The organism is Comamonas sp. 7D-2 (genome assembly GCF_022749555.1).
GTDB lineage: Bacteria > Pseudomonadota > Gammaproteobacteria > Burkholderiales > Burkholderiaceae_C > Comamonas > Comamonas thiooxydans.
On sequence record NZ_CP094238.1, the window covers coordinates 4,612,648 to 4,632,136 of the forward strand.

General features: G+C 63.0%; 17 protein-coding genes and 2 tRNA genes. 14 read left to right on the forward strand and 5 right to left on the reverse strand.

Annotated features, from left to right (window positions below):
- Window positions 1–203 precede the first annotated feature (203 nt).
- The 3 genes from ychF to MPZ60_RS21225 form a co-directional block, all read right to left on the reverse strand.
- Window positions 204–1,301, reverse strand: coding sequence for a redox-regulated ATPase YchF (gene ychF / locus MPZ60_RS21215; RefSeq protein ID WP_003071057.1), 1,098 nt, complete (start codon window positions 1,299–1,301; stop codon window positions 204–206).
- 274 nt (window positions 1,302–1,575) lie between these two features.
- A complete protein-coding gene (locus MPZ60_RS21220) occupies window positions 1,576–1,899 on the reverse strand; it encodes a hypothetical protein (RefSeq protein WP_034357767.1) in 324 nt (107 codons plus the stop codon).
- Between the two features lie 107 nt (window positions 1,900–2,006).
- Window positions 2,007–2,894: an MOSC domain-containing protein gene (locus MPZ60_RS21225; protein WP_034357769.1), complete on the reverse strand. Its 888-nt coding sequence runs from the start codon at window positions 2,892–2,894 to the stop codon at window positions 2,007–2,009.
- Between the two features lie 164 nt (window positions 2,895–3,058).
- Between MPZ60_RS21225 and MPZ60_RS21230 the strand changes: the two genes are divergently transcribed.
- From MPZ60_RS21230 to MPZ60_RS21260, 7 genes are all read left to right on the forward strand, one after another.
- Complete coding sequence (locus tag MPZ60_RS21230) at window positions 3,059–4,183, forward strand: FAD-dependent monooxygenase (protein ID WP_187771825.1); 1,125 nt, start codon at window positions 3,059–3,061, stop codon at window positions 4,181–4,183.
- 128 nt (window positions 4,184–4,311) lie between these two features.
- The gene (locus tag MPZ60_RS21235; RefSeq protein WP_034357773.1) at window positions 4,312–5,019 is read left to right on the forward strand and encodes a DsbC family protein; all 708 of its coding nucleotides are present in this window, start codon (window positions 4,312–4,314) and stop codon (window positions 5,017–5,019) included.
- A gap of 94 nt (window positions 5,020–5,113) precedes the next feature.
- The gene (locus MPZ60_RS21240; protein ID WP_242881964.1) at window positions 5,114–6,931 is read left to right on the forward strand and encodes a M61 family metallopeptidase; all 1,818 of its coding nucleotides are present in this window, start codon (window positions 5,114–5,116) and stop codon (window positions 6,929–6,931) included.
- Window positions 6,932–7,027: 96 nt separating this feature from the next.
- The gene (locus MPZ60_RS21245) at window positions 7,028–7,807 is read left to right on the forward strand and encodes an enoyl-CoA hydratase (protein ID WP_034357777.1); all 780 of its coding nucleotides are present in this window, start codon (window positions 7,028–7,030) and stop codon (window positions 7,805–7,807) included.
- A 73-nt stretch (window positions 7,808–7,880) separates the two neighbouring features.
- Window positions 7,881–7,957, forward strand: a tRNA-Met gene (locus tag MPZ60_RS21250).
- A 129-nt stretch (window positions 7,958–8,086) separates the two neighbouring features.
- Window positions 8,087–8,163 (forward strand) — tRNA-Met (locus MPZ60_RS21255).
- 374 nt (window positions 8,164–8,537) lie between these two features.
- Window positions 8,538–9,707, forward strand: a complete 1,170-nt coding sequence (locus MPZ60_RS21260; protein ID WP_034381291.1) for an MFS transporter — start codon at window positions 8,538–8,540, stop codon at window positions 9,705–9,707.
- A gap of 156 nt (window positions 9,708–9,863) precedes the next feature.
- Here MPZ60_RS21260 and MPZ60_RS21265 read toward each other — a convergent pair whose 3' ends face one another.
- Window positions 9,864–10,769, reverse strand: a complete 906-nt coding sequence (locus MPZ60_RS21265; protein ID WP_034357779.1) for a LysR family transcriptional regulator — start codon at window positions 10,767–10,769, stop codon at window positions 9,864–9,866.
- 111 nt (window positions 10,770–10,880) lie between these two features.
- On the opposite strand from MPZ60_RS21265, the gene mdlC reads away from it, so the two are divergent.
- The 4 genes from mdlC to MPZ60_RS21285 all read left to right on the forward strand — a co-directional run bounded on the left by mdlC (window position 10,881) and on the right by MPZ60_RS21285 (window position 15,589).
- Window positions 10,881–12,497 (forward strand): benzoylformate decarboxylase, encoded by a 1,617-nt coding sequence (mdlC, locus tag MPZ60_RS21270; protein ID WP_034357781.1) that lies wholly within the window; start codon window positions 10,881–10,883, stop codon window positions 12,495–12,497.
- A gap of 28 nt (window positions 12,498–12,525) precedes the next feature.
- A complete protein-coding gene (locus MPZ60_RS21275; protein WP_034357783.1) occupies window positions 12,526–13,467 on the forward strand; it encodes a ketopantoate reductase family protein in 942 nt (313 codons plus the stop codon).
- 103 nt (window positions 13,468–13,570) lie between these two features.
- Window positions 13,571–14,542, forward strand: coding sequence for a tripartite tricarboxylate transporter substrate binding protein (locus MPZ60_RS21280; RefSeq protein ID WP_034357785.1), 972 nt, complete (start codon window positions 13,571–13,573; stop codon window positions 14,540–14,542).
- A gap of 30 nt (window positions 14,543–14,572) precedes the next feature.
- Entirely contained in the window at window positions 14,573–15,589 is a 1,017-nt protein-coding gene (locus MPZ60_RS21285; protein ID WP_034357787.1) for a tripartite tricarboxylate transporter substrate binding protein, read from the forward strand.
- A 165-nt stretch (window positions 15,590–15,754) separates the two neighbouring features.
- Here the strand turns inward: MPZ60_RS21285 and MPZ60_RS21290 are convergent, their stop codons facing one another.
- Window positions 15,755–16,627, reverse strand: coding sequence for a TOBE domain-containing protein (locus MPZ60_RS21290; RefSeq protein ID WP_080745855.1), 873 nt, complete (start codon window positions 16,625–16,627; stop codon window positions 15,755–15,757).
- A 97-nt stretch (window positions 16,628–16,724) separates the two neighbouring features.
- Here MPZ60_RS21290 and modA point away from each other — a divergent pair, with 97 nt between their 5' ends.
- The 3 genes from modA to modC all read left to right on the forward strand — a co-directional run bounded on the left by modA (window position 16,725) and on the right by modC (window position 19,463).
- Window positions 16,725–17,519, forward strand: a complete 795-nt coding sequence (modA, locus tag MPZ60_RS21295; RefSeq protein WP_003075262.1) for a molybdate ABC transporter substrate-binding protein — start codon at window positions 16,725–16,727, stop codon at window positions 17,517–17,519.
- A gap of 181 nt (window positions 17,520–17,700) precedes the next feature.
- On the forward strand, window positions 17,701–18,381 hold the full coding sequence (gene modB, locus MPZ60_RS21300; RefSeq protein ID WP_003075261.1) for a molybdate ABC transporter permease subunit: 681 nt from the start codon (window positions 17,701–17,703) through the stop codon (window positions 18,379–18,381).
- Window positions 18,378–19,463 carry a molybdenum ABC transporter ATP-binding protein gene (gene modC / locus MPZ60_RS21305; protein ID WP_034357789.1) on the forward strand — a complete coding sequence of 362 codons (1,086 nt, stop codon included), beginning with the start codon at window positions 18,378–18,380 and terminating at the stop codon, window positions 19,461–19,463. Before modB ends, modC begins: the two co-directional genes overlap by 4 nt.
- Window positions 19,464–19,489 lie beyond the last annotated feature (26 nt).

Below are 19,489 nucleotides of genomic sequence, written 5' to 3' on the forward strand. Positions count from 1 at the left end.
CGCCACCTCCAGCACAAAGCCGGCAGCTGAGCGCTGCCTTGTACTGCGCCCAGTTGGTGCTCGATAGCGGGGCTGGACTGCTGTCGCGACACTGATTGATTCAACAATGCCGCCGCAAGCATCTGCCAGATGCGCCCTTTAATGACGGAAGCACCTGGGCACACATGGGCATCCATATGTGGCCGGGTGCATGCCAATCGTGCTTATTTGGGAGAGAACAGGAAGTTCATCACATCGCCGTCCCTGACGATGTACTCCTTGCCTTCGGCGCGCATCTTGCCGGCGTCCTTGGCACCTTGTTCGCCCTTGAAAGCGACGAAGTCTTCAAAGGCAATGGTCTGGGCACGAATGAAACCGCGCTCGAAGTCACCGTGAATCACGCCCGCGGCCTGGGGAGCCGTAGCGCCGACACGCACAGTCCAGGCACGCACTTCCTTTTCACCGGCAGTGAAATAGGTCTGCAGGCCCAGCAGCTTGAAGCCAGCACGGATCAGGCGGTTCAGGCCAGGCTCTTCCAGACCCAGCTCCTGCAGGAACATATCGCGGTCTTCGTCTTCCATCTCGGCCATCTCGGCCTCGATCTTGGCGCAGATGGCGACCACGGGCGCGCCCTGAGCTTCTGCATATTCCTTGAGACGATCCAGAAAAGGATTGTTTTCAAAGCCGTCTTCGGACACGTTGCCCACAAACATGGCGGGCTTGGCAGTGATCAGGCAGAAAGGCTTGAGCAGGGGCGCATCTTCCTTGGACACCGACACCACACGGGCGGGCTTGCCTTCATTCAGGGCTGCCTGAATGGGAGTCAGCAGTGCCACCAGCTTGGCGGCTTCCTTGTCGTTACCGGACTTGGCGGCCTTGCTGTAGCGATTCAAAGCCTTTTCCACCGTGGCCAGGTCGGCCAGGCACAGCTCGGTCTGGATGACTTCGATGTCGGAAATCGGGTCCACCTTGCCCGCCACGTGAATCACGTTGGGATCTTCAAAGCAGCGCACCACGTTGACGATGGCATCGGTTTCACGGATATGGGCCAGGAACTGGTTGCCCAGTCCTTCGCCCTTGGAAGCACCAGCCACCAGGCCGGCGATGTCCACGAATTCCACGATAGCGGGAACGATGCGCTCGGGCTTGACGACCTCGGAGAGCTGATCCAGACGCGGATCGGGCACTTCCACCACGCCGGTGTTGGGCTCGATCGTGCAGAAGGGATAGTTCTCGGCGGCGATGCCGGCCTTGGTCAGGGCGTTGAAAAGAGTGGACTTGCCCACGTTGGGCAGGCCCACGATGCCGCATTTGAGGCTCATGGAAATTCCTTATGTATCAATGCACTATCGAGCACCACACCCATGTGGCGGAAGTGCCCGATCCGCATCGTCGCGAATCCGGTTCTTTTGAAGCGTGACCCATAGGCACTCTGTTCACCCAGAGTTTCGTCCCGGTTTGGCCACGGAAAGCCCCCGATTGTAATGACCCGGCAATCTCTGCTCATCTGCGGTAGATTGCGCCACTGTTCCGGCCAGAAGGCAAAAAAGCCTGCGCAAAGACAGGCCTGGGAGAAAAAGTCCGGGAAATGTCGGATCAATCAGCGGTCAACGCCGGCGAACTCTGTCGCATGGGGCCAAACAGTTGCTCCAGCCCGGCCGTCTCCTCCAGCCGTCGGAACTGGGATTGCGGACTGCACAGATATTTGGTCATGCAGGGAGTCCGACAGCTGCGCATCAAGGCGGGCACCTTCTGGGCAAACTCCAGCACCCAGTCTCCGGCCTCACAGCCAATATGGCCATGACCGTCCGGCAGACAGAAATCTCTGTCGGGGGCACGAAAAGACAGGCGAGCGATCTTTCCGGCAAAAGCACTGCTGCCGGTGAGAACCACGAAATCGCCAGATTTGAATTCAGCCATGCCGCCCTCCCCTCATTGCTGCTGCCAATGGCCTTATTGGACACTGGTTCTGCTGCATCACTATTACAGGGATGCCCCAAGTCTTTGAGGGTCAAAGGCCTACACCCTCAATCAAAGCGCAGATTGCCCGCCAGTTGCTGACCCACAGCCAGCTCTGCTGCAGCATCCGCAACGTCCGGCAGACCCAGCACCATGGCATTCATACCAAAAGTAATAGCGCCATCAACACGCGGATCTTGGCGATAACTGGAAATTGAATATCCCACTGCCGTGCCGGGTACGGCGGTGTCGGGATCTATATCGGGAATCGGGCAGCGCGTACAGGGCTTGCAGGGCAGCAGGCTCAGACCGGGCAACTGGGGCAGATCCAGCTGTTCCAAACGATCTTCATCATGGGCTTCGATATCGGCAATCACGATATTCGGACGAAAGCGCCGCGCATCGACAGCAGCCTCGCCGGCCTGCGTCAGTCGCTGATTGAGCTCGTCCACGGCCGACTGGCTGAGCAGCAGCAAAGGGTAGCCGTCGGCAAAATGCACCGGAGCGTCGCCATCGCCCACCCAGCGTTCGCTGGCCCGGCGCGGTTGCGAATTATCAAAGCGCACCAGATGGCAGTCCTGCGCCAGAGCCCGGCTCAGCCAGCTGCGTGCAGGCGCGGCCCATTCGCCGAGGTCCCAGGCATCAACCGTATCCTTCCAGACCCGCGCACGGCATTTGCTGCCCTGTACCAGCAAAGGAATCTGCAAGCTGTCCATACCCGGAAAATGCAGCAGCAAGTATTCATCCGTAATCTCGGGCCTGATCAGCGCCATGCGCGGATGACTGCGCTGGGTCAAGAAATCGCCATTGGCATCGACCACCATCCAGTGCCTGTCCCATTGCAGGCCATGGCGCGAGAGCGCGGCCTTCGGCACGGCAATACCGGCGCAGGATTTGACGGGGTAGATCCACAGTTCGGCAATCCGGCCCTGCACGTCATAGGCGGTGTCGGTCATCACATCTCCTTCGATTACGGATTCATCTCTCATTTTGCCCTCTAGTCCCTGCTTGACCTGCACAGCCCGCTATCAACAACATAGTTGGCTGCAGTCGACGACCGCATGGCATGAGGTTTCCTCTATGGGCGCAGGCCCTGTCCGCGCCTCCTACAATGCCGGACATGGCGCAAACCTTTGATGTATGTATTCGTGGAGCCGGCATTGTGGGCCGGACCTTGGCTCTTTTGCTGGCGCGTGAGCGTCTGCGTGTGGCGCTGGTGGCGCCGCCACAGCCTCGATCCCTGCAAAAGGATGTGCGCGCCTATGCGCTCAATGCCAGTTCCAGGGCCGTGCTGCAGTCGTTGCGCTGCTGGCCTGACGACGAGGATGCCACGCCCGTGGTCGGCATGCAGGTGTTTGGCGATCTGGACGGCCAGGTTCAGTTCGACGCAGCTTCTCAGGAAGTGCCAGCACTGGCCTGGATTGTCGATGTCCCCGCGCTGGAGCAGCGCCTGGCCGAGGCCGTGCGCTATCAACCCCAGGTGGAAATCGTCAAGGAACCGGTGGAGGCCGCACTCACCGCCGTCTGCGAAGGCCGCTCCAGCAGCACGCGCACCGAATTCGGCGTGGATTTCTCCGTCACGCCCTATTCCCAGCACGCCATTGCCACCCGGTTGAGCTGTGAGCTGCCGCATGGCGGCATTGCACGTCAGTGGTTCACGCCGGAAGGAATCCTGGCCTTTCTGCCCATGGGCGGGCCCGACGGTCACGAAGTGGCCGTTGTCTGGTCGCTGGAGCAATCGCTGGTGCCTGACTGGCTGGAAAGCGACGAAGAGAGCTTTACCACCCGCCTGCAGTCCATCAGCCAGGATGCGCTGGGCCAGCTGGAGCTGGTGGCCGAGCGCGCCACCTGGCCTCTGCAGCAGGCTGTAGCCGACCGCTGGTGCGGACCGCTGGACAGGAACAGCCAACAAAGCTGGGTGCTGGCGGGTGACGCCGCCCACAACGTCCACCCGCTGGCCGGCCAGGGTCTGAACCTGGGCCTGGGCGATGTGCAGACTCTGGCACGCATCCTTCAGGAACGCGACTACTGGCGCAGCCCCGCCGATCTGAAGCTGCTGCGCCAGTACGAGCGTGAGCGCAAGGCATCTCTGGCCCCCATGGGTCTGGCCATGGACGGGCTGCAGCAGCTGTTTGCCCGCCCAGAAGTGCCGGTGCAGATGCTGCGCAACTGGGGCATGAAGGGCTTTGAGCGCAGCGGCCTGCTCAAGTCCTGGATGGCCAAGCAGGCCATGGGTCTGCTCTGAGACGCGGGCTCAGGGAACCCTTGGCTCAGTCCGTACTCCAAGCAACAGCCCTGCCATCCATGCATAGTGGATGGCAGCCGATCTCATTCTTTCCACGCTGCAGCGCGCTGCAGCCCACGACATCTTCCATGAAACTTGTTGCCTGCCTGCTGGCCACCGCCAGCCTGACCTTCGGCCTGAGCGTGCATGCCCAGGATGCCAACCTCAAGAAGACGCTGACCGAGCGCATTCCCCAGCTCGAGAAAATCGACGAGGTGCGCTCCACCCCCATGAGCGGCCTGTACGAAGTACGCGTGGGCACGGACATCTTCTACACCGATGCCAAGGGCAACTATCTGATTCAGGGCGAGCTGATCGACACCAAGGCGCGCCGCAATCTGACCGAAGACCGCATGACCCAGCTCACGGCCGTGGACTTCAAGCAGTTGCCCATCAAGGACGCCATCACCATCGTGCATGGCAAGGGCGAGCGCAAGATGGCCGTGTTTGAAGACCCGAACTGCGGCTACTGCAAGCGCTTTGAGAAAGACCTGCAGAGCGTGGACAACGTCACCGTCTACCTCTTCCTCTACCCCATCCTGAGCCCGGACTCGGCCGAGAAGTCGCGCAATATCTGGTGCGCCAAGGATCAGGCCAAGGCCTGGCATGAGCAGATGCTGAACAGCAAGAACGCACCAGCCGCCCAGTGCGACCCTGCCGCCATCCAGCGCAATCTGGCTTTCGGCCGCAAGTACAAGATCACCGGCACGCCCACCGTGATTTTTTCCAACAATGTGCGCGTGCCCGGCGCCATCTCGGCTGCCGAGGTCGAAAAGCACCTGGCCGCCGCCAAGTAATCCCTGTCTCATTGCCGGAGCAGCGTGCATCTGATGAAGTTTCAGGCACGCTGCGATAGGTTCGCATGCTCCGGCCCGCATTTCTGGAGCTGCCATGACCTCTGCCCCCAATGCCTGCGGCATTCGCCCCGACATCCGCTTTGCCGTACAGGCCAGCGCGGTGGAAGCCCATCTTTTCGATGTGGAGCTGCATATCGCCCAGCCTGCGGCACAGCAGTTGCTGTCGCTGCCGGTGTGGATTCCGGGCAGCTACCTGGTGCGCGAGTTTTCCAAGAACCTGCAGGGCTTGAAGGCCACGCAGAACGGTCAGCCCGTGGCCGTGCAACAGCTCAGCAAGAATCAATGGAAAATCTCCTGTAACGCCGATGCAGATTGCGTTATCAGCTATCAGGTTTGCGCCTATGACACCTCGGTGCGCACGGCCTGGCTGGATCGCCGGCGCGGTTTCTTCAACGGCACCAGCCTGTGCCTGCGCGTGCATGGTCAGGAAAACCGCCCCCATGCGCTGGAGCTGCTCGGCAGCCCCGCCAAGCAGGACTGGCAGGTGGCCACCGGCCTGACGCCCGCACAAATCGATGCCAACGGCTTCGGCCTCTACACGGCAGCCCACTACGACGAGCTGGTGGACTGCCCCGTGGAGATGGGCCGGTTCTGGCGCGGCAGCTTTGTAGCCGGAGGCGTGCCCCACGAGTTCGTGGTGGCCGGTGCCGCGCCCAGCTTTGATGGCGAGCGCCTGCTGGCCGATACGCAAAAGATCTGCGAGGCCGAGATCGCCTTCTGGCATGCCGACGGCAGCCAGCTGCCCATGGATCGCTATGTCTTCATGCTCAATGTGGTGGATGACAACTATGGCGGCCTCGAGCACCGCAACAGCACGGCATTGATCTGCGGCCGCCGCGATCTGCCGCGCAAGGGTGAGGCCAAGGCCGGCGAGGGCTATAACACCTTGCTGGGCCTGATCAGCCACGAGTACTTCCACACCTGGAACGTCAAGCGCCTGCGCCCGACCGAACTGGCCCGCTACGACTACGAGCAGGAGAACTACACCGAGCTGCTGTGGTTCTTTGAAGGCTTCACCAGCTACTACGACGATCTGTTCCTGCGCCGCGCCGGACTGCTGGACAACAGCCAGTACCTCAAGCTCGTCACGCGCACCATCAACCAGGTGCTGCAAACGCCGGGCCGCCTGGTGCAGTCCGTGGCCGAGGCCAGCTTCGACGCCTGGGTCAAGTACTACCGCCAGGACGAGAACACCGCCAATCACACGGTCAGCTACTACACCAAGGGCTCGCTGGTCGCTCTGTGCCTCGATCTGGCACTGCGCGCCAACGGCACCAGCAGCCTGGACGATGTGATGCGCGGCCTGTGGCGCAGCAGTGAAGGCGGCCCCATCAGCGAAGCCGATGTGCTGGCAGTGGTCAGCGAAGTGGGCAACCCTGAGATTGCCGGACAGCTGCAAGCCTGGGTACATTCCACCGAGGACCTGCCGCTGCGCGAGCTGCTGGTCCTGCATGGCATCAAGAGCAAGGCCGAGCCCGCACAGTTGGCGCAGAAACTGGGTCTGCGTGTCCAGGAAAACCACAGCGTGCAGATCAAGACCGTGCTGCGCGGCGGCGCTGCCGAGCAGGCCGGCATGATGGCTGGAGACGAGTGGCTGGCCGTCGAGGCCGATGGTCAGCGCTGGCGCATCAGCAAACTGGACGATGTGCAGCTGTACGCGGCCGGCTCCAATCAGCTCACGGCCTGGGTAGCACGCGACCAGCAGATTCTGCAGCTGACGCTGAACACGGGCAGCCTGCTCGCCAAAGCCGCCAGCGAGGATGCAGATAGCGCCAGCCCCATCAGCAATCTGGGGCTGGAAATCAGCGACAAGGCCGCCGCAGAGCGCTGGCTGACGGGCATTGCGGCCTGAGCCCGGCCCCAAAGTGGCGCTGCAGCGCGACAGCTGGCAGCCAGACTCAGCGGTTATTCTTGGCAGCAGCCATTCATTCTTTAGCAGGAGACAAACTTGGCCTACGAAACCATCGAAGTCCGCGTGGAAGCGGACAAAGTCGGCGTCATCACGCTGAACCGTCCCAAGCAGCTCAATGCCCTGAACGACCAGCTCATGGACGAACTGGGCGATGCGCTCAGGAAGTTCGATGCCGACAAAAGCATTGGCTGCATGATCATCACCGGCAGCGAACGCGCCTTTGCCGCCGGTGCCGACATCGGTGCCATGGCCAAGTACAGCTTTGCCGACGCCTATGGCGGCGACTACATCACGCGCAACTGGGAAACCATTCGCAGCATCCGCAAGCCCGTGATTGCCGCCGTCAGCGGCTTTGCCCTGGGCGGCGGCTGCGAGCTTGCGATGATGTGCGACTTCATCATCGCTGCCGATAACGCCAAGTTCGGCCAGCCCGAGATCAAGCTGGGCGTGATTCCCGGTGCCGGCGGCACGCAGCGCCTACCCCGCGCCGTGGGCAAATCCAAGGCCATGGACATGGCTTTGACCGCCCGCATGATGGATGCCATCGAGGCCGAGCGCGCCGGTCTGGTCAGCCGCGTCGTGCCTTTTGACAAGCTCATGGAAGAAGCTCTGGGTGCGGCCATCATCATCAGCGGCTTCTCCCAGCTGGCCGTGATGGCTGCCAAGGAATCCGTGAACCGTGCATTCGAGAGCGGCCTGTCCGATGGCGTGATGTTCGAGCGCCGCCTGTTCCATGCCCTGTTTGCCACCCAGGACCAGAAGGAAGGCATGGACGCGTTTGTGAACAAGCGCCCCGCCAACTTCACCCATCAGTAAGCACCAGATTTTTCGCAAGAAATTTCAGCAAACCACTTGAAGCAGCCATTTTTTGCATATAATCGCTGTCTTCGGTCGTATAGCTCAGTTGGTTAGAGCGCAGCATTCATAATGCTGATGTCGTAGGTTCAAGTCCCACTACGACCACCAAACAGGAAACCGCAGTGCTTGCAAAAGCACTGCGGTTTTTTCTTTATCCCTGAGACCGCTGCAGGCTGCACACAAAAAATCCCAACTTGGCTGCCAAGGCCATTTCTTCCTATACAATTGCGGGCTGTCGGTCGTATAGCTCAGTTGGTTAGAGCGCAGCATTCATAATGCTGATGTCGCAGGTTCGAGTCCCGCTACGACCACCAAATCCAGGCCCCAGTTGCTCACGCAGCTGGGGCTTTTCGCTTTTTACAGAGGCGACATTGCGCCGCACTGCTCTTTCTGCCCCGCAGAAATCAACGCAGTCCGCGCCGCCATGCTCCAGCCGCTCAAACCTCCCCTTCAAGGACTTTTTCGTGCCCGTTGCACCTCAAGGATGCTGCACGCACGCTGCGTGCCCGCGCGCTGGTCTTGCGCCCAGCGAGGGCCTGCTTTTTTCTGCAAAAGCCGGCCTGCAGGCACCCACAGTCCGTCTTCGCTCAAGGACTCTCCCGTGACCATACAAACCACAGGCGCCGTGGCAGGCATAGCCGCGCCCGCCGCTCCAACAGAAGTCAACGGATACAGCTGGAAAGCACTCATGGGTTCGGCCGTCGGCTACGCCATGGACGGCTTTGACCTGCTGATTCTGGGCTTCATGCTCTCGGCCATCTCCAAGGACCTGAACCTCACGCCCGGCCAGGCCGGCTCTCTCGTGACCTGGACCTTGATCGGCGCCGTCTTCGGGGGCATCGTCTTCGGCATGCTCAGCGACAAATACGGCCGCATCCGCGTGCTGACCTGGACGATCGTGCTGTTTGCCGTCTTTACCGGCCTGTGCGCATTTGCACAAGGCTACTGGGACTTGCTGATCTATCGCACCATCGCCGGTATTGGCCTGGGGGGCGAGTTCGGCATCGGCATGGCCCTGGCCGCCGAGGCCTGGCCCGCCCGCCATCGCGCACGCGTCTCGTCCTATGTGGCTCTGGGTTGGCAACTCGGCGTGCTGGGCGCAGCCATGCTGACCCCGCTGCTGCTGCCCTCCATCGGCTGGCGCGGCATGTTTCTGGTCGGCGTGATTCCCGCTGTCGTGGCCTGGGTCATCCGCAACAAGCTGCATGAGCCCGAAGTGTTCGTGGCGCGCAGCAAGAAGGAGCAGCCCTCGGCCATGCAATGCCTGAAGCTGCTGATGAAGGACAAGGCCACGCGCAAGATCAGCCTGGGCGTGATCGTGCTGACCTCGGTGCAGAACTTCGGCTACTACGGCATCATGATCTGGATGCCCAGCTTTCTGTCCAAGCAGATGGGCTTCAGCCTGACCAAGTCGTCCATGTGGACGGCCGTCACCATCGTCGGCATGTCGCTAGGTATCTGGGTCTTCGGTCAACTGGCCGACCGCATCGGCCGCAAGCCCACTTTCCTGATCTTCCAGGTCGGCTCCGTGATCTCCGTGCTGGCCTATTCCCAGCTCACCGATGCCACGGCCATGCTGTGGGTGGGAGCCATCATGGGCCTGTGCGTCAACGGCATGATGGGCGGCTATGGCGCCGTCATCAGCGAAGCCTACCCCACCGAGGCCCGCGCCACGGCTCAGAACGTGCTGTTCAACATCGGCCGCGCCGTCGGCGGCCTGGGCCCGGTCGTCATCGGTGCGCTGGCCATGGCCTACTCTTTCCAGGTGGCCATTGCGCTGCTGGCTGCCATCTATGTGCTGGACATGCTGGCCACGGTCTTTCTGATTCCCGAGCTCAAGGGCAAGGAGCTTCATTAAAGATAGCTGCCATCGCAGACCCATCAAGCGCCAGAGCCTTAAAGCCTGGCGCTTTTTCATTGCCGCCGGGCTGTCCCAAGACAACAAGCCCCCACATGGGCGCCCGGCGCAGGGGCAGCGGCCGCACGAAGCAGGCATGTGTAGGGGCCGAGCACCTTATCTGCGCTGCCCGAACACTTCGCTGACCAGGTCCCGCAGCCACTGGTTCGCGGGCTCCTGCGCAAAGCGCCAGCTCCAGTGCAAAGAGACATCGAAAGCACTCTCTGGCAGATCGGCCTGCAGCACCAGATATCCGCCCTGTGCTTCAAAGGTCTCGGCAATCTCGGCGGGCATGATGACGGCCAGATCCGTCTGATGCACGATGGAAGGCACGGCCATGAAGTGGGCCGCCGACAGCCTCACCTGATCCTGCAACTCGAGCTTGCGCAGAATGCGCAGCGTCTCGGAATGCGAGCGCACGGCCACATAGTCGAGCCCGCGCAAATGTTCAGCGCTCAGCCTCTCGGCCTTCAAACCCCTGAGCACCGGATGCCCCTGACGCAGCAACAGGGCGTAGTGATCGGACAGCAGCACCTTCTGCTGGGTGCCCGTCACACCAGGCAGAAAGCCGATGGCGATATCCAGCGAGCCGCGATCCAGCGCATCGGCAATCTCGCCCATGGGCATGGGCAGGGTTTCGAGCTGCACATTCGGGGCCTTCTCACGCAAGGCCTGCATCAGCGGTGGCAGGAAGCGCGCCTCGCCGATGTCGCTGAGGTGAATGCGAAAGCACTGATTCGCCTGCAAGGGATCAAAACTGTGTGCCTCTGCCAAGGCCACCTCCAGCGTTGCCAGCGCAGTTCTTACCGCCTGAGCCAGCCGCTCGGCACGCGGCGTGGGGCGTACGCCCCCATGCATGCGTTCGAACAGCGGATCGCCCAGCAAATGGCGCAGCCGCGTCACCGCCTGACTGGCTGCGGGCTGGGAAAGACCCAGCTCCTGCGAAGCGCGGCTGACGCTGCCATGGCGGAACACCGCATCGAAAACACGCAATAGATTGAGATCCAGACCTGATATATCCATTAAACGAATATCTCTTAGATGATTTATTCAATTGCTGGAAATTATCTCCAAAGGCAGGATTGATGCCAACAGTGCCAAGGCCCAGTGCCTGCCCGATCCAAGGAGAATTTTTTGCCCGCCAACACCGCCCCCAATGCCCAGGCCACCGAGGTCTTCACCGTACGCCACGCCGTCATCAACATGCTGCGCGAGCTGGGCATGACGCGCATCTTCGGCAACCCGGGCTCTACCGAGCTGCCCTTGTTTCGCGACTATCCCGAAGACTTCTCATACATCCTCGGCCTGCAGGAAACCGTGGTCGTGGGCATGGCAGACGGCTATGCCCAGGCCACGCGCAATGCCAGCTTCGTGAACCTGCATTCGGCCGCCGGCGTGGGCCACGCCATGGCCAATATCTTCACGGCCTTCAAGAACCGCACGCCCATGGTCATCACTGCCGGCCAGCAGACGCGCTCGCTGCTGCAGTTCGACCCCTTCCTGCATTCCAACCAGGCCGCCGAGCTGCCCAAGCCCTATGTGAAGTGGAGCTGCGAGCCCGCGCGCGCCGAGGACGTGCCCCAGGCCCTGGCGCGCGCCTACTACATCGCCATGCAGGAGCCGCGCGGCCCGGTCTTCGTCTCCATTCCCGCCGATGACTGGGATGTGCCCTGCGAACCCATCACGCTGCGCAAAGTCGGCTTCGAGACCCGACCCGACCCACGCCTGCTGGACAGCATAGGCCAGGCGCTGGAGGATGCGCGCGCACCGGCCTTCGTGGTCGGAGCGGCCGTGGACCGCAGCCAGGCCTTCGAGGCCGTCCAGGCCCTGGCCGAGCGCCACCAGGCGCGCGTCTATGTGGCGCCCATGAGCGGGCGCTGCGGCTTCCCCGAGGACCATGCGCTGTTCGGCGGTTTCCTGCCCGCCATGCGCGAGCGCATCGTGGACAGGCTTTCGGGCCATGACGTGGTCTTCGTCATCGGCGCACCTGCCTTCACCTACCACGTCGAAGGCCACGGCCCCTTCATCGCCGAAGGCACGCAACTCTTCCAGCTCATCGAGGACCCCGCCATCGCCGCCTGGGCCCCTGTTGGCGACGCGGCCGTGGGCAATATCCGCATGGGCGTGCAGGAGCTGCTGGCCCGCCCCCTGACGCATCCGCGCCCCGCGCTCCAGCCCCGGCCCGCCATACCGGCGCCGGCGGCACCCGAGCCAGGCGAGCTGATGAGCGATGCCTTCCTCATGCACACACTGGCCCAGGTGCGATCACGCGACAGCATCATCGTCGAGGAGGCGCCTGGCTCGCGCTCCATCATCCAGGCCCATCTGCCCATCTACGCTGCCGAGACCTTCTTCACCATGTGCAGCGGCGGGCTGGGCCACAGCCTGCCTGCTTCCGTAGGCATCGCGCTGGCCAAGCCCGACAAGAAGGTCATAGGCGTCATCGGCGACGGCTCGGCCATGTACGCCATCCAGGCACTGTGGAGCGCAGCCCATCTGAAGCTGCCTCTCACCTACATCATTGTCAAGAACCGCCGCTACGCTGCCCTGCAGGATTTCTCCAGGGTGTTCGGCTACCGCGAGGGCGAGAAGGTCGAGGGAACGGACCTGCCCGACATCGACTTCGTGGCCCTGGCCAAGGGCCAGGGCTGCGACGGCGTGCGCGTCACCGAAGCCGCCCAGTTGCCCCTGGTTCTGCGGGACGCCCTGCGCAGCCCGCGTGCCACTCTGGTCGAAGTCGAGGTCGCCTGACCCGGCCCCGAGCTCTCGGAGACAAGACATGCACAACACACAAGAGTCGCGAGCGGCCACCGTCGGCATCCTGGGAGCGGGGGCCATGGGCACCCTGTTCGGCACCCGGCTGGCCCGGGCCGGCATCCCCGTCACGCTGGTGGATGTCAACGCGCAGCTGCTCCAGGCCATACGCGAGCACGGCGTGCACTGCGAGACCGACCAGGGTCCGCTGCACGCCGGCGTTCAGGCCCTGCAGGCCCATGAGCTGACGCAACCGCCCGCGCGCTGGCTGATCTTCACCAAGGCCGCCCATACCCAGGCCGCGCTGCAAAGCATTGCCCACCTGATAGGGCCCGGGACCCTGCTGCTCAGCCTGCAAAACGGCATAGGACATATCGAGACCCTGCACGGATTTGCCGATTCCCAGCAGATCGCCGTGGGTGTGACGACATGGCCGGCCCGGTTGCTGGCTCCCGGAAAAGTGAGTTCGCTAGGCAGCGGCAAGATCCGCTTCATGCCGCGCACCGGGCAGGTGGACGCCAGGTTCCAGGACTTCTGCGACGACCTCAACCGCGCCGGACTGCATTGCGAGATCGATCCCGAGGTCGAGACCGCCATCTGGGAGAAGCTGGCCTTCAATGCAGCCTTCAACGGCCTGTGCGGCATCACTCGCCAGAGCGTTGACGGACTGGCCAGCCCCCTTGGCCGCAGCCTGATCCGCGAAGTCCTGAACGAGGTCGTTGCCGTAGCTGCGGCCAATGGCATCGCCGTAGACGCTCTGCGCATCCAGGCCACGGTGGAGGACGCCCTGAACCATCATGTGGGACACCAGCCATCGCTGCTGCAGGACCTGCTGGCGGGGCGCCCCACCGAGACCGACTCCATCCACGGCGCGGTGGTGCGCGCGGGCGAGCGGCATGGCATTGCCACGCCCATGACACGCACCCTGCACCAGCTCATCAGCATGACACAGCAGCGCACGCCATAGACCCCGGACTCGGCGAAGACGCATCGAAGGCTCGGTAAAGACAGCAAAGTAAAGAAAAAGACAGCAGGGACCGAGCCCACGGATTCAATAACAAGGAGACAACATGCGCAGAACCTTTCTCAAAGCCGGCGCTGCTTGCGGTGTGCAGCTCGTGCTGGGTGCGGCCCACGCCCAGCAGGCGTCCGCCAGGCCCGTGGAATGGGTGGTCGGCTTTGCCGCAGGCGGCGGCTCGGATGCCGTGGCTCGCGGCGTAGCCGAGGCCTGGGCCAAGCCCATCCATCGCAACATCGTGGTGATCAACAAGCCGGGCGCCGGCACCAACATCGCCGCAGAATATGCGGCGCGCTCGCGCGACTATGGCAACCTGGTCTTCACCGCCGACTTCGCCACCCTGGCCGCCAACCCGTATCTGTTCCCCAAGCTGGCCTACAACGCCGAACAGGACTTCGTCCCCATCAGCCTGCTGGCGCGCTTTCCGCTGCTGCTGGTCGTCAACAACGAATTGCCGGTGCGCAGCTTCCAGGAGTTCTCGGCCTGGGCCAAGGCCAACCCCGACAAGCTCAGCTATGGATCTCCCGGGCTGGGCACCCCGCATCACCTGGCCACCGAACTGCTGGCCCAGAAGATGGGCGTGAAGATGACCCACGCGCCCTATCGCGGCGCCGGCCCGGCCATGCTGGATGTGATCGGCGGCCAGATTCCCTTCATGCTGGTGGACAGCGCCGCAGGCCTGCCCCACATCAACACGGGAAAGGTCCGCGCCATCGGCGTGGCCAGCGCGCAGCGGCTCAAGAGCCTGCCCCGCACGCCCACGCTCATCGAGCAGGGCGTGGCCGGCTTCGAGGCCTTCGCCTGGCAGGGCCTGGTCGCCCCCAGGGGTACGGATGACGCCACCATCCAGATGTGGTCCAGGACGCTGCAGGAGACCCTGAAGACGCCGGCCGTGCAGGCCCGCTTCGAAGCTCTGGCCCTGGAGCCCCTGCCCAGCACTCCCGAGCAGATGCGCGAGTTCTGGCTCTCCGAGAAGAAGCGCTGGGGAGAGGTCATCAAGACCGCAGGCATCAAGCTGGACTAATCGATATCAATGACAAGCAGGAAAACGCATATGGAGACTCCCATCACTCAACGCCCCTTTGCGCACAGGAAGCTGCGCGCCCTGATCACCAAGGGCTGGGCCAGCCTGGGCATGGCGCTTTGTCTGGCACCGGCCGCCCAGGCACAGACATGGCCGGATCGCCCCATCCGCCTGATCGTGAACTTCGCCCCTGGCGGCGCCGCCGATGTGATGGGACGCGCGATCTCGCCCACCATGAGCCAGGCGCTGGGCCAGTCCGTGGTGGTGGACAACAAGCCCGGAGCCAACGGCAATATCGGTATCAGCGAAACCGTGCGCTCTGCCAAGGACGGCTATACGCTGCTGCTGAGCAGCGGCGGCGGCATCAGCATCAATCCGCTGATCTACAGCAAGCTGCCGTTCAACCCTGAAAAGGACTTGATCCCCGTGGCGGCCGTGGCACGCGTGCATGTGTTTCTGGAAACCAACCCCAGCCTTCCTGTGAGCAATGTGCAGGACTTCATCAAGCACCTGCAGGCCAATCCGGGCAAGCTGTCCTACGGCTCGCCAGGCCCGGGCAGCTCGCCTCATCTGGCCGGTGAAATGTTCAAGCGCGCGGCCAAGGTCGATGCCAGCCATATTCCCTACAAGGGTGCCGGCCCTGCCTTGACCGATGTGCTCAGCGGTCAGCTGCAATACTGGTTCGATCCGGGCCCGGGACTCAAGCAGGTCGAGGCCGGCAAGCTCAAGCTGCTGGCCATAGGCAGCCCGCACCGCTCGCCTCTGTACCCCAAGGTACCCACGCTGGCCGAAAGCGGCCTGCCGGGCTTCGATGCCGACACACTGTTCGGCATCTACGCGCCGGCCGGCACGCCCGCACCCGTGGTGGATGCCGTGCGCGCCAGCGTGATCAAGGCACTGGAGCAAAAGAGCGTGGTCGATGTGATCCAGGGTCTGGGCGCCACGCCCGAGCCGCGCATGAGTCGCCAGGACTTCGTGGACCACCATGCCAAGGAGCGCGCCCGCTTTGCACCGCTGATCAAGGAAATCGGCTTGAAAGTGGACTAAGAAATTTCAGTTCAACGTGGGAGTCCGGTTACCCGAAAACTCCCTTTTGACCGCCCGTCTGAAAGGACCGGCGGTCTTTTTTTTGGTTTGCGCAAACAAGAATGCTCAACAGGCATGCCTGCCGACAAAGCACCGAGTCAGATCCGAACTTGCGCAAGTCGTATTTCAGTGGGAGGCCACCGCCACTACTACCGCAGACTCGGCCACCTCCAGCCAGACATTGTCATTGGCCACCAGCCCGCTCATGGCCGGCGCAAAGCCCACGATCTGAGCACCCCAGCTCAAACGACAGATGGCTTCGTCGGAAGCCAGGCTCTCTTCCGTCACCGTGGCCGCTCCATAGGTCGCGCGCTGCACCACGGCAGGCCAGATATTGATGGGCTGCGTGGACCCAGCAGGCCGCTCCTGCCCCAGCCAGACCTTGACGGCCGTGGCCTTGCACAGCGCCAGCACCTGCACACCGGGTGCCAGACCCAGCAGCTCATAGCTTTCGGGCGTGATACGCGCAGCAATCGTCCAGTCCGAGCCTGCATCGCTTGCGGCACGCAGCCAGACACGGATCTGCCCTCCTATGGACTCGACCTTGAGCACGCTGCAAGGCCACTGATTGCGCATGCTGGTCATCAGGCCCAGATTGGGTTGCCCGCCACCCGGCGTGCCGGCCTGCATGCGCTGCAGCAACTCGCTGCGCAAGCGCATCATGGCCTCGGCCGCATGCAGCAATTCCTCGCCCGCCGGCGTGATCTGTGCACCACCGCCCCCGGCGCCGCCCACGCTGCGCTCGACCAGCGGCACGCCAGCCAGATTGGTCAGGGTATCGATGGCCTGCCAGGCCGCCTTGTAGCTCACGCCCACATCGCGTGCGGCCTGAGAGATGGAGCCGCTTTGCGCAATCCCGCGCAGGATGGCAATGCGACGGTCGGCCATGTCATAGCCCAGCGCCTGGGAAACCGAGTCGGACGACAGTGCGCCACTCGGCACTACCTCGTCGCCGGCCATATCCAATTGTTCTTGTTCGAAATTTTCTGTGTCTGACATAGACCGCCATCATGCCCTGACAGCCAATTTCCCCGCTCGACCTCAGTTGTTCATTCACGTTACACTCGCTATTCCATTAATGAATAGCGAAATTTCAATGACTCAGATCACTGCCCGCTCCACCGGTTTTTCCTTTCAACTGGCTCGCTCTGCGGCCGTGATCGGCACAGTCGTGCTGGGCCTGTGGTCTGCGCAGGCGCAGGCCGCTGAAGTGGCGGTCGCCGTGGCAGCCAACTTCACCGCGCCCATGAAGAAGATTGCGGCCGAGTTCGAGAAGGATACAGGCCACAAGGCCGAGCTGTCGTTTGGCGCCACCGGCAAGTTCTACGCCCAGATCAACAACGGCGCGCCCTTCGGCATTCTGCTGGCCGCCGACGACACCACACCCGAGAAGCTGGCCAAGGAAGGCAAGGGCGTGACCGATTCGCGCTTTACCTACGCCATCGGTACGCTGGTGCTGTGGAGCCCCAAGGCCGGCTATGTGGACGACAAGGGCGATGTGCTCAAGAGCGGCGACTACAAGCACATCGCGATTGCCAATCCCAAGCTGGCCCCTTACGGAACAGCTGCCATGGAAGTGCTGAACAAGCTCGGCCTGAGCGCACAGGTGCAGCCCAAGGTGGTGATGGGCGAGAACATCGCCCAGACCTACCAGTTCGCTGCCACCGGCAATGCGCAGCTGGGTTTTGTGGCGCTGTCCCAGGTCATGGAGAACGGCAAGATCCGCGAGGGTTCGGCCTGGCAGGTGCCCGGCAACATGCATGAGCCCATCCGCCAGGACGCCATTGTGCTCAACAGCGCCAAGGACAACGAAGCCGCCGCGGCTTTGATGAAGTACCTGCGCAGCCCCAAGGCACATGACATCATCCGCTCCTATGGCTACAGCTTCTGACGCTTGACCGACAAATCCTGGAGCTCAAACCAATCCGCTCTACCCTTGGCGCTGCTCGGCTAAGCTGGGCGCTCCAAGGGTCTTTTTTTTCGACTTGCGCAAATTCGGATCGGACATGGTGCTTTGCCGATAGAAATGTCCGTTGTGCATGCTTGTTTGCGCAAGTCCTGTTTTTGATTCCATGCAACTGAATGCCGAAGACTACGCAGCCATCTGGCTCACGCTCAAGCTCGCGGGCGTGACTACCGTGCTGCTCATGCTGTTGTGCACACCGCTGGCCTGGTGGCTGGCCCATACCCGTTCGCGCTGGCGCGGCCCGATCGGTGCCGTGGTGGCGCTGCCGCTGGTACTGCCGCCCACCGTCATCGGCTTTTATCTGCTGGTCACCATGGGGCCCAACGGCCCCATAGGCAAGCTCACGCAGGCCATGGGCCTGGGCAATCTGCCGTTCACCTTTGCCGGCCTCGTGGTCGGCTCGCTGATCTACTCCATGCCATTCACCGTGCAGCCGCTGCAGCGTGCCTTCGAGGCATTGGGCCCGCGCCCCATGGAGGCTGCCGCCAGCCTGGGCGCCAGTCCGCTGGACCGCTTCCTGACCGTGGCCCTGCCGCTGGCGCGTCCCGGATTCATCACCGCCGCCGTGCTGACCTTTGCCCACACCGTGGGCGAATTCGGCGTGGTGCTGATGCTTGGCGGCAACATCCCCGGCGTCACGCGCGTGGTCTCGGTACAGATTTACGACCATGTGGAAGCCATGGAGTACGGCCACGCCCATATGCTGGCGGCCGGCATGGTGGTGTTCTCCTTCATCGTGCTGCTGGCTTTGAACTGGCTGCAACCCAAAGCGGAGCGCCGCGCATGACAGCCACCAATTTCATCGCCGCACAGCTCAGGCTGAGCCGGCCGGACTTTGAACTCGATGTGGATCTGCAGCTACCCGGCCAGGGGGTCACGGCCCTGTTCGGGCCTTCGGGCTGCGGCAAGACCAGCTGTCTGCGCAGTCTTGCCGGGCTTGAACGGGCGCAAGGTCGCGTCACCGTCAACCAGACCGTATGGCAGGACGATACCAGCCGACAATGGCTGCCCACGCACCAGCGCGCACTCGGTTATGTGTTTCAGGAGGCCAGCCTGTTTCCTCATCTGTCGGTGCAGCGCAATATCGACTACGGTCTCAAGCGCACGCCGCAGGAACGCCGCAAGGTCTCCAAGAAGCGGGCCGTGGAACTGCTGGGCATCAGCCATCTGATGGATCGCATGCCCGCCACGCTTTCGGGCGGCGAACGCCAGCGCGTGGCGATTGCAAGAGCGCTGGCCACCAGCCCCGAAGTGCTGCTCATGGACGAGCCCCTGGCCGCGCTCGACGCCCAGCGCAAGGCCGAGGTTCTGCCCTATCTGGAGCAGTTGCAGCGGCATCTGCGGATTCCCGTGATCTATGTGAGCCACTCCATGGACGAGGTTGCGCGCCTGGCCCAGCATATGGTGCTGCTCGGCGCGGGCAAGGTGCTGGCGCAGGGCTCCGTCACTGAACTGCTCTCCAGCCTCGATCTGCCGCTGGCCCATGGCGACGTGGCCTCCAGCGTGGTCCATGCCACGGTGCAGGCCCATGACGCTGCCGACCATCTGAGCACGCTGATCTTCGACGGCGGACAACTGCAGCTCGTCATGGCCAGACCGCGCGAGCCGGGCAGCACGGTGCCGCTGCGCGTGCAGGCACGCGATGTCAGCCTGAGTCTGCTCAGGCCCGAGGGCAGCAGCATTCTCAACATCCTTCCGGTGCAGGTGCTGGGCCTGCGCGAGGACGGGCCGGGGCAGGTCATGGTTTCGCTGCAGGCGGGCGGCACCCGGCTGCTGGCCAGAATCACCCGGCACTCGGCCAAGGCCTTGCAACTGCAGGCCGGCATGCCGGTGTATGCACAGATCAAGGGGATGGCACTGCTGGACTGAGCGCAGCGCATCCGCCCCTTGCCGGC

What these genes read in the sequence shown, in the direction of transcription:
- ychF (WP_003071057.1), bottom strand. Translation starts at nt 1,301, where the DNA reads ATGAGCCTCAAATGCGGCATCGTGGGCCTGCCCAACGTGGGCAAGTCC.
- MPZ60_RS21220 (WP_034357767.1), bottom strand. Translation starts at nt 1,899, where the DNA reads ATGGCTGAATTCAAATCTGGCGATTTCGTGGTTCTCACCGGCAGCAGT.
- MPZ60_RS21225 (WP_034357769.1), bottom strand. Translation starts at nt 2,894, where the DNA reads ATGACCGACACCGCCTATGACGTGCAGGGCCGGATTGCCGAACTGTGG.
- MPZ60_RS21230 (WP_187771825.1), top strand. Translation starts at nt 3,059, where the DNA reads ATGGCGCAAACCTTTGATGTATGTATTCGTGGAGCCGGCATTGTGGGC.
- MPZ60_RS21235 (WP_034357773.1), top strand. Translation starts at nt 4,312, where the DNA reads ATGAAACTTGTTGCCTGCCTGCTGGCCACCGCCAGCCTGACCTTCGGC.
- MPZ60_RS21240 (WP_242881964.1), top strand. Translation starts at nt 5,114, where the DNA reads ATGACCTCTGCCCCCAATGCCTGCGGCATTCGCCCCGACATCCGCTTT.
- MPZ60_RS21260 (WP_034381291.1), top strand. Translation starts at nt 8,538, where the DNA reads ATGGGTTCGGCCGTCGGCTACGCCATGGACGGCTTTGACCTGCTGATT.
- MPZ60_RS21265 (WP_034357779.1), bottom strand. Translation starts at nt 10,769, where the DNA reads ATGGATATATCAGGTCTGGATCTCAATCTATTGCGTGTTTTCGATGCG.
- MPZ60_RS21275 (WP_034357783.1), top strand. Translation starts at nt 12,526, where the DNA reads ATGCACAACACACAAGAGTCGCGAGCGGCCACCGTCGGCATCCTGGGA.
- MPZ60_RS21280 (WP_034357785.1), top strand. Translation starts at nt 13,571, where the DNA reads ATGCGCAGAACCTTTCTCAAAGCCGGCGCTGCTTGCGGTGTGCAGCTC.
- MPZ60_RS21285 (WP_034357787.1), top strand. Translation starts at nt 14,573, where the DNA reads ATGGAGACTCCCATCACTCAACGCCCCTTTGCGCACAGGAAGCTGCGC.
- MPZ60_RS21290 (WP_080745855.1), bottom strand. Translation starts at nt 16,627, where the DNA reads ATGTCAGACACAGAAAATTTCGAACAAGAACAATTGGATATGGCCGGC.
- modA (WP_003075262.1), top strand. Translation starts at nt 16,725, where the DNA reads ATGACTCAGATCACTGCCCGCTCCACCGGTTTTTCCTTTCAACTGGCT.
- modB (WP_003075261.1), top strand. Translation starts at nt 17,701, where the DNA reads ATGCAACTGAATGCCGAAGACTACGCAGCCATCTGGCTCACGCTCAAG.
- modC (WP_034357789.1), top strand. Translation starts at nt 18,378, where the DNA reads ATGACAGCCACCAATTTCATCGCCGCACAGCTCAGGCTGAGCCGGCCG.